Below are 11,610 nucleotides of genomic sequence, written 5' to 3' on the forward strand. Positions count from 1 at the left end.
AGTAGCACGAAGGCATAGGTGGCGAGCGACACCTTGACCATGGCGAGGTCGGGGCGAATGGGTTTATAGAGCGCTGCCGACACGGCCTGATAGAGGCGCGCACCCGACAGGGCATCGACAATGATCAGGCCACACAGGCCGATATAGGTGTACAGCATCACGTTCATCAGGCCGGACGCCGTTTTGGGCTTCATAGCCCAGGCTGCCAAAATCAAAGCGCCGTACCACAGGGGCTGAAGCATGATCTTAAGCCATTCCTGATCTTCCCAGGTCTTGTACTGGCTGAAATCAGCCCCGCTTTTGAGATCGTAAAGCAGGGTCGAACGCGACACCAGCCACAGCAACAGGACCAGCAGCACGACACCGATCGAGCCAAAGCGGCGGGCCTGTCGCCAGTACCCCAGCAGAAGCAGCCCGCCAAAGGTCGCCGTCAGCGCATAGCCCAGCGGTCCGGCATAGGTAAAGAACGCCAGAAAGACGAGCGTGATCCCCATGATCACACCCGTATAGGAGGGCAATTGCAATTTTGAGGCTTTGGCCAAGGTCATGTGCACAATCTTTTCGCGAACGCCCCGCTCTTACGTCAGAATTGGTGCAGGAATAAGACAAATATTGTTGCACCGCAATATTTATCCCCGACCCTTGTCGGGCCCGAGGCTTACGCCATGCGCTTGTCGCGTAAGGTGACAAACTCTTCGGCGGCCGTCGGGTGGACGGCGCAGGTGGCATCCCACTGGGCTTTGGTCAGGCCCGCCTTCACGGCTATACCGGCCATCTGGATGATTTCCGCCGAGTCGGGCCCGACCATGTGCGCCCCCAGCACCACATCGCTCTTGTGATCGACGATCAGCTTCATCAGGGTGCGGCTTTCGCCCGCCACAAAGGCGGTTTTCATAGGCTTGAAGCGCGCCGTATAGATATCGACGCGGATACCTCTGGCCACGGCGTCCTGTTCGGTCAGGCCGACGGTGCCGATCTGCGGCTGCGAAAACACCGCCGTCGGAATATTGGCGTAGTCATAGGCCGTCGGATTGTCTTTGAACGCCGTCTCGACAAAGGCCACTGCCTCGCGAATGGCCACCGGCGTCAGGTTGCAGCGATTGGTAACGTCGCCCACCGCAAAGATATGCTCAACCGCGGTGCGCGAATAGGCATCGACCACCACCGCCCCGTCGCGGTCCAGCTCAGCCCCGACATCGGTCAGGCCCAGCCCGTCGGTGTGCGGGCGGCGGCCGGTGGCATAGAGCACCTGATCGACCGTCAGTTCGGTGTCGTCGGTCAGGGTAATTTTTATACCCTTATCGGTTTTTTCCAGCGTTTTGGGGTCGGCGTGGCACATGACCTTAATGCCCTTCTTGCCGATCTCCTGAGTCAGATGCTCACGCACCTCCTGATCGAAGGCGCGCAGAATCTGATCGCCGCGATAGAGGATGTGCGTATCGACGCCAAAGCCGTTCATGACGCCCGCAAACTCAACCGCAATGTAGCCGCCGCCGACAATGGCGATGGATTTCGGCAGCTTATCCAGCAGGAACATGTCGTTGGAGGTGATGGCCAGTTCGTGCCCTTCGACCGCTTCCGGCACGAAGGGCTGACCACCGACGGCGACCAGTAGGGTCTTCGCTGTCACCTCATAGGGGGCGTCGCCATTGGTCGGCGTCAGGTGCACCGTATGCGGCCCGGTGAGCTTCGCCCAGGCGGGAATCAGGTCCGCCCCGGCCTTGACCAGATTGGCCGCATAGATGTCCGACAGGCGCGATACTTCGGCCAGATTGGCATTGCGGAACTTGGTCCAGTCGAAGCGGCCCATCTGCGCCTCCCAGCCGAAGCCGCGCGCATAGGCCACCTGCTCCGGCACTTCGGAGGCATAGACCATGAATTTTTTGGGGACGCAGCCGCGCACCACACAGGTGCCGCCCGGCTTGTCGCCTTCGGCCACACCGACCTTAAGGCCCAGTTGCGCGCTCAGCCGCGCCGCACGCACCCCGCCGGACCCGGCCCCTAGCACAAAAAGATCATAGTCGAATGTGGACATGTCGCGCTTTCTTACGGATGGAGGATATCGACGCCGCTATCGGTGCCGATCAGCGCAACGTCAGCCAGATCGAGGAACAGGCCGTGATCGACGACCCCCGTGGTGGCTTTCAGCGCGCTGGCCAGTCCGGAAGGATCAAGGATCGCCCCGCACGGCACGTCAAAGATAAGATTGCCGCCGTCGGTCACAAAGGGCTCGCCGCCTTTTTTCCGTAAAACCGGCAGTTTGGCGATATCAAATTCGCTCAGCACGTCGCAGATGCGGTTGATCGTGCCCTTATAGGCAAAGGGCTCGACCTCGATCGGCAGGGCGAAGGCCCCCAGCGTGACCACGTGCTTGGCCGCATCGGCGATGACGATGCAGCGGTCGGCCATTTCCCAAATCAGCTTTTCCCGCAAAAGCGCGCCGCCGCCCCCCTTGATCAGGGCCAGCCCGGCACCAATTTCGTCCGCTCCATCGACGCAGACATCCAGCTTGCCCACATCGTTGATATCCTTGATTTCCAGCCCCAGAGACTGCGCCAGATGCGTCGTCTGGTTCGAGGTGGAAACCAGCGTCAGCTTCAGCCCGCCCTGCACCGCATCGGCCACGGCCTTGACGAACCAGGCGGCCGTGGAGCCGGTCCCAAGCCCGACCTTCATGCCGTTTTCGATATGGTCGATGGCGGCCAGCCCGGCGGCCTGTTTCTGCGTATCGGCGGACATGACTTAACCCTTTTTTTGTGCAGCTTTTTCCGCCGCCTTGCGTTCACGGAAGGCCTTGGCCCAGCCGGCCTTTTCCGTCTGGCGCGAACGCTCGAACGCCAGCGCATCGGCCGGCACATCCTCAGTAATCACCGAGCCAGAGCCGGTAATGGCCCCGGCCCCCACCGTCACCGGCGCGACCAGCGAGGCGTTGGAGCCGACAAAGGCCCCTTCGCCGATCACTGTGCGATGTTTGAAATAGCCATCATAGTTACAGAAGATGGTGCCCGCGCCGATATTGGCCTTCGCGCCCACCTCTCCGTCGCCCAGATAGCTGAGGTGATTGGCCTTGGCCCCCTCACCGATTTTGACGTTCTTCACCTCGACGAAATTGCCGATATGCACGTCCTTGCCAATATCGGCCCCCGGACGCAGGCGGGCATACGGGCCGATCAGCGCGCCTTCGGCAACGCTGGCCCCCTCAAGATGCGAAAAGGCCCGAATGACGGCCCCTGAGGCAACGCTCACCCCTTCGGCAAAGACGACATTGGGTTCGACCACCACGCCCGGCGCAATGCGCGTGTCCCACGACAGGAAAACCGTCTCCGGCGCGGGCATGGTCACGCCGTTCAGCATCAGGGCCTTGCGGCGGCGCGCTTGCCAGATGGCTTCGGCAGCGGCCAGTTCGACCTGGGAATTGACGCCCGTAACGTCTTCTTCGGCGACGAAACAGACCTTGGGTTTCAGCCCGCGCCCCTTGGCGATGCCCACCACATCGGTCAGGTAATATTCGCCCTTGGCATTGTCGTTACGCACTTCGTCCAGCAACGCGAACAGAGTGGCACGATCCGCCGCCAGCACGCCGGAATTGCAGGCACGGATAGCCAGTTGCTCCGCCGTCGCCTCCTTGGCCTCGACAATGGCACTGAGGTCGTCCGTCCCTTCGATGACCAGACGCCCATAGGCCCCCGGATCAGCGGCCTCGAAGCCCAGCACCGCCAGATCGGCCATGTCGGCCAGATCGAAAACGGTCTTCAGCGTCTGCGTGTCGATCAACGGGCAATCGGCATAGGAGACGACGACCTGACCGTCGAAATCGCTCAGCGCCGCCTTGGCCGCCAGCACGGCGTGACCAGTCCCCAGCGGCGGGTCCTGCACCACGACGCTATCGTCCCCCAGACGCTGACGCGCACTGTCGCCGACCTGCGGCGAATGCGCTCCGACCACGACGATGATGCGCTCACAGTCAAGCCCTTCGGCAGCGTCAATCGCCAGGTCCATCATGGCCCGACCGGCGACCCGGTGCAGCACCTTGGGCAAAGGCGATTTCATCCGCGTGCCCTGCCCAGCCGCCAGAATGATGGCGGCGCGTTTGCGGTTTTGGCTCATTGTCGTGATTCACCTGTTGCCGTTTGGCCCGATTTAGACCAAAGCACCGGCGAATTGAACGTCAAAAACATCGGCCGGAGCGATTTTGCCCATGACGACCCTTCCCGACCTCAGCGGATACGGTATCGCCTTCGATCTCGACGGCACGCTGGTGGAAACCGCGCCAGACATTATCGGCACGCTGAACACCATTCTGGCCGAATACGACGTGCCGCCCTTCCCTTACGCAGCGGCGCGCAGTCTGGTCGGGCGCGGGGCGCGCTCCTTGATCCAGCGCGGCTTTGCGGCTGCCAATGTCCCTTTGAGCGAAGAGGCCGAACTGCCCATGGTCGGGCGCTTTCTCGACCACTATCGCGACCGCATTGATCAGGAAAGCCACGCCTTTCCCGGGCTTGAGGCCGCTCTGGGCCAACTGAGCGCCGTCGGCGCGAAGCTGGCCGTGTGTACCAACAAGCCGACGGCCCTGTCGGAACTGCTGCTGACCAAGCTCGGTCTGATCGACCGTTTTGGCTCGGTGCGCGGGGCGGATAGCGTGCCACTCAAAAAACCCGATGCCGGTCACCTGAGGGCCTGTGCTGACGATCTCGGCCTGCCGCTGGAAAAAATGCTGCTGATCGGCGATTCCGAAACCGACTATCTGACGGCGCAAAACGCCAGCGTCCCCTGCGTGCTGGTCAGCTTCGGCTATTGCGATACACCTATGGAAGCGATGTCGCCCGCCGCCCTGATCGACCATTTCGACGAACTGCCCACAGCCATCGCCTCCATCCTGCGATAAAAGCTCTTGTCAGGGCGGCGCGCAGCGACTAATAAGCGCGCTCCCTGCTTTGGATGGACGCGTAGCTCAGCGGGAGAGCATTCGCTTCACACGCGAAGGGTCACAGGTTCAATCCCTGTCGCGTCCACCATTCTCTCCACTCACGCTCATGCTCGCCGCACGCCCTGGTCGGGCGCGCTGTTGGCTCGCCGCTCCGTTAGGGCGGCGAACGATCGCCGGCGCCCGCTTGGGCGCTGTGGTTTTTTACGTGATCTATCTCACCTAAGCCCGCTTGGTCGCTTCGGCGCTGTCGGACTCGTCGTCGGTCAGAATGCGCTCCAGTTCTTTCTGGCTCAGGCGCGTGAAGTTGACCAGATCAGGCTCGGAATCGAAAAACGCGAAGGACTTTCGTAGGGTTACAATGTCATGCTGAAGGAAGGCCTGCGCTCGGCGTTCGACCTGGGCCGTGGGCGCACCCATGCTGATCAGGGCTTCGCGCGCCACCGCCATCGAAGAGTCCAGCGTTTCGCGGTGGTAGTAGTCCACCCCCGCCCGGTCCAGCTCATAGGCATGGCGACGGTTGCGCGCACGGGCAAACACCTTCAGATGCGGGAAGTTTTCCTTGGCCAGTTGCACGATCTTTACCGCGCCTTCGGCATCGTCAATCGCGACGATCAGCATCCGCGCCTGATCGGCCCCGGCACTGCGCAGCACGTCCAGCCGCGTCGCGTCGCCGAAATAGGCGCGGTTGATACCAAAGCGTTGCAGAAGCTCGATCTGGTCCGGATTGTTCTCCAGAATGGTCACCGTCACCCCCTGCGAGCGCAGGAACCGGCCGATGATTTGACCAAAGCGGCCGAACCCCGCGATGATGACAGAGTTGCGCTCTTCGATAGGATCGGGCGCGCGTTCCGGCAGGAGCGACAGGAAGCGCGGCACGACATAGCGGTTAAACAGTTCAAGACAAATAGGCGTAATGCCAATGGAAATGGCCACCACCAGCGTCAGAAACCGCCGCAGATCGGGCGTCAGAAGGCCTAACTGCCCCGACAACTGAAACAGCACAAAGGCGAACTCCCCGCCCTGTGCCAGAGACAGGGCCAGACCCGATCCGGCGATATTGTCCATGCCGAACCGCCGCGCCAGAACGTACAGAATCAAGCCCTTAATGGCCATCAACCCGACGACCGCCAGCATAAGCTGCACCGGCTGGGTCAGCAGACGATCGACGTCCATGCCCATACCAACCGAGATAAAGAACAGGCCGAGCAACAGCCCCTTGAACGGCTGAATGTCAGTTTCAATCGTCGTCTTATAGGGGGAGTTGGCCAGAACGACGCCGCCCAGAAACGCGCCCAGTGCCGGGGACACGCCGACCAGTTGCATCAGAAGCGTCACCCCGACCACCAGCCCCAGCGAGGTGGCCGTGAACACTTCGCGCAGATTGGTGCGCGCGATACGCGGCAGGAAGTAGCGCGACAGAAGCTGCCCGCCCGCAATGACCATGGCGATGGTAGAGAGGCCCGCCAGCGCCTGCGCCCACACCGGCAGGTTTTCCACCAAACTGGCCCCATGCGCGGCCGGGACCTGTCCGCTACCGGCGGCCAGAAGCGGAATGATGATCAGGATGGGGATGACGGCGATGTCCTGAAACAGCAGGACGGAGAAGGTCGTTTCGCCAACCTGGGTCTGCATCAGGTGCTTTTCTTCCAGCATCTGAAGCACCAGCGCCGTGGACGACATGGAGAGCGCCATGCCGATGGCCAGCGCCGTTTGCCAGCTCAGATTGAAGCCGAACTTGCTAAGCGCCATGATTGCGCCCATCAGCGCCAGCGAACACAGCACCACCTGAAGCCCGCCCATGCCGACAATGGTGCGCCGCAGCCGCCACAACAGCGCCGGCTCCAGCTCAAGCCCGATAAGGAACATCATCATCACCACGCCGAATTCAGCAAAGTGCATGGTCGAGGTGACGCGGTCGATAAACCCCAGACCCGACGGTCCGATCAGGATACCGGCGATCAGATAGCCCAGCACCGCCCCCAGTTTGAATCGCGCCGCCAGCGGCACGACCAGACAGGCCGCCGCCAGAAACACAAACACATTGAGCAGTAATCCCGTATCCACGCGCCGTCTCCGCAATCGTCGTCAGAAGATAGGGGCGTTCGGGGGGCTTTCACAATAGCTTGACCGGCAAAAAGGCGTCTCAAAGGCACTGCGGTTGACAGTCCGCCGCCCGTCGTCTCAAACTGTGATCATGAGTGACCCTTCGTCTCCGGACCTCTTCACCCTGACCGAACGCGGCGGGCCGCTGGTTATCGCCGCGCCGCATGTCGGGACCTATCTGCCGCCGGACATCGCTGCCCGGCTAAACCCTGTGGGCCTGTCAGTGATGGAGACAGACTTTCACGTCCATCGCCTGTACGATTTCGCCGAGGCGCTTGAGGCAACGACCCTGTTCGCCACCCACTCGCGCTATGTGGTCGATCTCAACCGCGATCCGCACTCTTCGCCCCTCTATCCGGGAACGTTCGAAACCGGCCTGTGTCCCTTAAGCGATTTCGACCGCAACCCCATCTACCTCGAAGGGCAGGAGCCGAGCCTCGCGGAGACCGAACAGCGGCGTTTTCAGTACTGGTTCCCCTATCACGCCCGACTGGAAGAGGTGCTGGAGGCGACGCGCCAGCGCCACGGCTTTGCGCTGCTGATCGACGCCCATTCCATCCGCCCGTCCATCCCGTTGCTGTTTGACGGCGCCCTGCCCGATCTCAGCTTTGGGTCCGACAGCGGGCGCACCCTGCCGCCTGTGGTGATCAAGGCCTTGCAGGGCTGGATGCAGCGCACGAGCGACTGGACCAGCGTGCTGGACGGGCGTTTCAAGGGCGGCTTCACCACGCGCGGTCACGGCCGCCCCGAAGATAAGATTTACGCGCTGCAAATCGAGATCGTGCAAAGCTGCTATCTCGACATGGATGACCCCACCCGTTTCGACCCGCAACGCGCCCGGCCTTTGTCGCAAACGCTGAAACCGCTGCTGGAGACCTTGATTTCGGCAGCAAAACAGGCCAAGTGAGCCGCAAAATTTCCAAGCTTCTCCGGAGAGCCTTATGAGCGCGCGCGGCAATATTATCGACGGCTTCGGCTACGCCAAAGGTCTGCGCGAACGCATCGCCGGGCGCGTGGCGACCTTGAAGGCTGAGCACGGCCTGACACCCTGTCTGGTGGTGGTGATTGTCGGCGAAGACCCGGCCAGCCAGATCTATGTGAAGAACAAGGGCGAGACGACGAAGGCCGTCGGCATGGAAAGCCGCACCATCGTTTTGCCGGCGGACACGACCGAGGCCGATCTTCTGAAACTGATCGCTGAACTGAATGCCGACACCGGCGTCAACGGCATACTGGTGCAACTGCCCCTGCCCGCGCATATGTCGTCACTGAAGGTCATCGACGCTATTGACCCGCTGAAGGATGTCGATGGCTTCCACGTGCAGAACGCCGGGCGGCTGGCGGTGGGCCTCGACGCCATTGTCCCCTGCACGCCGCTGGGCTCGCTGATGCTGCTTAAGGATGCTCTAAAAACCCACAGTGACGGCAATCTGTCGGGCCTCAATGCCGTGATCGTCGGGCGCTCCAACATCGTCGGAAAGCCGATGGCACAGCTTCTGCTCAATGAAAACTGCACCGTGACCATCGCCCATTCGCGCACCGCGAACCTGCCGGAGTTGTGCCGCACCGCTGATGTGCTGGTCGCCGCCGTCGGGCGTCCGAAATTCATCCAGGGCGACTGGGTGAAGGACGGGGCCTATGTCATCGACGTCGGCATCAACCGCATCGAAGTCGAAGGCAAAAGCAAGATCGTCGGCGATGTCGATTTCGACGCCGCCCTGACGCGCGCTACGGCCATCACACCCGTGCCGAAAGGCGTTGGTCCGATGACCATTGCCTGCCTGCTCAACAACACGCTGCAAGCGGCCTGCGTACAGCACGGCCTGCCCGTCCCCGGCGACCTGTAAAACATGAGCGCGGGTGTCGTCATTATGGGGGCGGGGCACGCCGGAGGTTCGGCGGCGGCCTTCCTGCGCCAGTACGGCTACGAAGGTCCGATCACCCTGATCGGAGATGAGCCGTACCTGCCCTATCAGCGCCCGCCCCTGTCGAAGGCCTGGCTTAAGGGCGAGGCGTCGGGCGACGACCTCTATCTGCGGCCGCAGGACTTCTATGACGAAGCCAACATCGCAGTTTGGCTGGAGCGCCGCGTCGAGACCATCGACACGGAGGGCAAGACCGTCATCATCGACGGCGAACCGGTCGCCTATGAGCACCTGATCATCGCCACCGGCTCAAAGGCGCGCCCCTTCGGCTGTCCGGGGGCCGAGGCGACACCCTATCACCTGCTGCGCACCATTGCCGATGCCGAATGGCTCAAGCCGCACCTGAGGGCCGGACAACGCATCGGCCTGATCGGCGCGGGCTATGTGGGGCTGGAAGTCGCCGCCTCAGCACGCAAGCTGGGCAGCGCGGTGACGGTGTTTGAGCGGGAAAGCCGCATTCTGGCACGCGTCGCCTCGCCCGTTCTGTCGGAGGCCTTTACGCGCATCCACCGCGATAACGGCGTCGATCTGATCACCGGAGCCGAGGTGGTGCGCGTCAGCGCCGACGGTGATCTGCGCCGCGTACATATGGCCGACGGCAGCGTGCATGCGTTCGATGTGCTACTGGTCGGCATCGGCGCGCTGCCTGCCGATGATCTGGCGCAAACCGCTGGTATCGCGTGTGCAAACGGCATCGTCGCCGATCACGAAGCCCGTACCTCGGCCACGAATGTCTTTGCCATTGGCGACGTCACCTCGCGCGAGGTCAGGCCGTGGTACGAAGGGCGCTATCGGCTGGAGAGCGTGCCGAGCGCGCTGGAGCAGGCCAAGCAGGCCGCCGCCGCCATCACGGGCTTCAAAGCCCCGCCGCCCGAAGTGCCGTGGTTCTGGTCTGATCAGTACGACTATAAGCTCCAGATTGCGGGCCTGACGCACGCCGGTGCCAAAATGATCACACGCGGTGATCCGGCGACAGGGGCGTTCAGCGTGTTTCACCTGAACGCCTCTCAGCGGGTCATCTGCGTCGAAAGCGTAAATCGCCCGGCGGATTTTATGGCGGGCAAGCAATTGATCCATAAGGCTGTGGCGGTGGAAGACAGCGTCATTGCCGATGCGGAAGCCTCGCTAAAGCCCTATCTGCAAACGCCAAAATAATCTGTGCAATCTGTGAAATCTGTGGTTCTTCTCAACCCTGTCGGAACGGACGGACAGCCTGTTCAGAAACCACAGATTTCACAGATTACACAGATTTTGGAATGACCGCTAAAACCTGCTGCATTGCGGCAATTTACGCATGACAGGTGGCGACGTTTCGGTCTAGCTTTCAACAGATACGCAAACGGGAGACACCGATGCCGTCGAAGATATATGCGGACGCGAAAAGTGCGCTGGAAGGGCTGACGTTTGACGGCATGACGGTGATGGCCGGAGGCTTTGGCCTGTGCGGCATCCCTGAAAACCTGATCGCCGCCCTGCGCGATACGGGCGTGACCGGCATCACTGCCATTTCCAACAATGCCGGGGTCGATGGCTTCGGTCTGGGGATGCTGCTCAATACGCGACAGATCAAAAAGATGATCTCGTCCTATGTCGGTGAGAACAAGGAGTTCGAGCGGCAGTACCTCGCCGGCGAGCTGGAGCTGGAGTTCAATCCACAGGGCACCCTGGCCGAACGTATTCGGGCGGGCGGCGCCGGGATTCCGGGCTTCTACACCGCCACCGGCGTCGGTACGCTGGTCGCCGAGGGCAAGGAACTGAAAGACTTTAACGGCAAGACCTACGTGCTGGAGACGGGGCTGGTCGCCGACCTCTCGATCGTCAAGGCGTGGAAGGCCGATGAACGCGGCAATCTGATCTTCCGCAAGACGGCGCGCAACTTCAACCCGATGATGGCCACGGCGGGCAAGGTCTGCGTCGCCGAAGTCGAGGAGATCGTGCCGGTGGGCTCGCTCGATCCCGACAGCATCCACACGCCGGGCATCTATGTTGACCGTATCGTGCAGGGCAGGTTTGAAAAGCGCATCGAACAGCGCACCGTGCGTCAGAGAGAAGGAGTCTGATCATGCCCTGGACCCGTGATGATCTTGCGGCCCGCGCGGCTAAGGAACTTCAGGACGGTTTCTACGTCAATCTGGGCATCGGCATCCCGACTCTGGTGGCCAACCACATCCCGCAGGGCATGACCGTGACCTTTCAGTCGGAAAACGGCATGCTGGGCATGGGCCCCTTCCCCTATGAGGATGAGGTCGATCCGGACCTGATCAATGCGGGCAAGCAGACCATCACCGAACTGCCCGAAACCAGCTATTTCTCGTCGTCGGACTCGTTCGCCATGATCCGCGGCGGCCATATCGACCTGACCATTCTGGGGGCGATGGAGGTGGCCGAAAACGGCGACATCGCCAACTGGATGATCCCGGGCAAGCTGGTCAAGGGCATGGGCGGGGCCATGGACCTCGTCGCCGGGGTGCAGAAGGTCGTGGTCGTTATGGAACACGCCAACAAGCACGGCGAGTCCAAGGTGCTGAAACGCTGCGACCTGCCGCTGACCGGGGCGGGCGTGGTCGATCTGATTATTTCGACTCTGGGCGTGTTTGAGGTGAAGCCCGACGGCTCTGGCCTCGTGCTGGTCGAACTGGCCCCCGATGTGACACT

Annotated in this window: 10 protein-coding genes, 1 tRNA gene and 1 pseudogene; 7 read left to right on the forward strand and 5 right to left on the reverse strand. The window is 61.9% G+C overall.

Annotated elements, in window-relative coordinates; genetic code table 11:
* From Q0072_RS06730 to glmU, 4 genes and pseudogenes are all read right to left on the reverse strand, one after another.
* Positions 1–548: pseudogene (locus Q0072_RS06730) on the reverse strand (hypothetical protein); the annotation flags it as partial.
* Between the two features lie 110 nt (positions 549–658).
* Complete coding sequence (gene gor, locus Q0072_RS06735) at positions 659–2,035, reverse strand: glutathione-disulfide reductase (protein WP_298327510.1); 1,377 nt, start codon at positions 2,033–2,035, stop codon at positions 659–661.
* Between the two features lie 11 nt (positions 2,036–2,046).
* On the reverse strand, positions 2,047–2,739 hold the full coding sequence (gene rpiA / locus Q0072_RS06740) for a ribose-5-phosphate isomerase RpiA (protein ID WP_298327513.1): 693 nt from the start codon (positions 2,737–2,739) through the stop codon (positions 2,047–2,049).
* Positions 2,740–2,742: 3 nt separating this feature from the next.
* Complete coding sequence (gene glmU, locus Q0072_RS06745; protein WP_298327515.1) at positions 2,743–4,107, reverse strand: bifunctional UDP-N-acetylglucosamine diphosphorylase/glucosamine-1-phosphate N-acetyltransferase GlmU; 1,365 nt, start codon at positions 4,105–4,107, stop codon at positions 2,743–2,745.
* 91 nt (positions 4,108–4,198) lie between these two features.
* Between glmU and Q0072_RS06750 the strand changes: the two genes are divergently transcribed.
* Together Q0072_RS06750 and Q0072_RS06755 are read left to right on the forward strand one after the other, a co-directional pair.
* Positions 4,199–4,885 carry an HAD-IA family hydrolase gene (locus Q0072_RS06750; protein ID WP_298327518.1) on the forward strand — a complete coding sequence of 229 codons (687 nt, stop codon included), beginning with the start codon at positions 4,199–4,201 and terminating at the stop codon, positions 4,883–4,885.
* A 55-nt stretch (positions 4,886–4,940) separates the two neighbouring features.
* Positions 4,941–5,015 (forward strand) — tRNA-Val (locus tag Q0072_RS06755).
* 131 nt (positions 5,016–5,146) lie between these two features.
* On the opposite strand, the gene Q0072_RS06760 is transcribed toward Q0072_RS06755, so the two are convergent.
* Complete coding sequence (locus tag Q0072_RS06760) at positions 5,147–6,991, reverse strand: monovalent cation:proton antiporter-2 (CPA2) family protein (protein WP_298327521.1); 1,845 nt, start codon at positions 6,989–6,991, stop codon at positions 5,147–5,149.
* Between the two features lie 130 nt (positions 6,992–7,121).
* Here Q0072_RS06760 and Q0072_RS06765 point away from each other — a divergent pair, with 130 nt between their 5' ends.
* The 5 genes from Q0072_RS06765 to Q0072_RS06785 form a co-directional block, all read left to right on the forward strand.
* The gene (locus Q0072_RS06765; RefSeq protein WP_298327524.1) at positions 7,122–7,937 is read left to right on the forward strand and encodes an N-formylglutamate amidohydrolase; all 816 of its coding nucleotides are present in this window, start codon (positions 7,122–7,124) and stop codon (positions 7,935–7,937) included.
* 34 nt (positions 7,938–7,971) lie between these two features.
* Positions 7,972–8,877, forward strand: a complete 906-nt coding sequence (gene folD / locus Q0072_RS06770) for a bifunctional methylenetetrahydrofolate dehydrogenase/methenyltetrahydrofolate cyclohydrolase FolD (protein ID WP_298327526.1) — start codon at positions 7,972–7,974, stop codon at positions 8,875–8,877.
* Between the two features lie 3 nt (positions 8,878–8,880).
* Positions 8,881–10,110, forward strand: a complete 1,230-nt coding sequence (locus tag Q0072_RS06775; protein WP_298327529.1) for an NAD(P)/FAD-dependent oxidoreductase — start codon at positions 8,881–8,883, stop codon at positions 10,108–10,110.
* A gap of 197 nt (positions 10,111–10,307) precedes the next feature.
* Positions 10,308–11,015 carry a CoA transferase subunit A gene (locus Q0072_RS06780; protein ID WP_298327532.1) on the forward strand — a complete coding sequence of 236 codons (708 nt, stop codon included), beginning with the start codon at positions 10,308–10,310 and terminating at the stop codon, positions 11,013–11,015.
* Between the two features lie 2 nt (positions 11,016–11,017).
* Positions 11,018–11,610: 3-oxoacid CoA-transferase subunit B (locus tag Q0072_RS06785; RefSeq protein ID WP_298327534.1), on the forward strand; the 593-nt coding region annotated here is incomplete at its 3' end.

Source organism: Asticcacaulis sp. (assembly GCF_027484505.1).
In the GTDB taxonomy this organism is placed as follows: Bacteria; Pseudomonadota; Alphaproteobacteria; order Caulobacterales; family Caulobacteraceae; genus Asticcacaulis.

Excerpts from the sequence above, each read along its gene's own strand:
- glmU (WP_298327515.1), bottom strand. The coding sequence starts at position 4,107 with ATGAGCCAAAACCGCAAACGCGCCGCCATCATTCTGGCGGCTGGGCAG.
- Q0072_RS06775 (WP_298327529.1), top strand. The coding sequence starts at position 8,881 with ATGAGCGCGGGTGTCGTCATTATGGGGGCGGGGCACGCCGGAGGTTCG.
- Q0072_RS06780 (WP_298327532.1), top strand. The coding sequence starts at position 10,308 with ATGCCGTCGAAGATATATGCGGACGCGAAAAGTGCGCTGGAAGGGCTG.
- Q0072_RS06750 (WP_298327518.1), top strand. The coding sequence starts at position 4,199 with ATGACGACCCTTCCCGACCTCAGCGGATACGGTATCGCCTTCGATCTC.
- Q0072_RS06765 (WP_298327524.1), top strand. The coding sequence starts at position 7,122 with ATGAGTGACCCTTCGTCTCCGGACCTCTTCACCCTGACCGAACGCGGC.
- folD (WP_298327526.1), top strand. The coding sequence starts at position 7,972 with ATGAGCGCGCGCGGCAATATTATCGACGGCTTCGGCTACGCCAAAGGT.
- rpiA (WP_298327513.1), bottom strand. The coding sequence starts at position 2,739 with ATGTCCGCCGATACGCAGAAACAGGCCGCCGGGCTGGCCGCCATCGAC.
- gor (WP_298327510.1), bottom strand. The coding sequence starts at position 2,035 with ATGTCCACATTCGACTATGATCTTTTTGTGCTAGGGGCCGGGTCCGGC.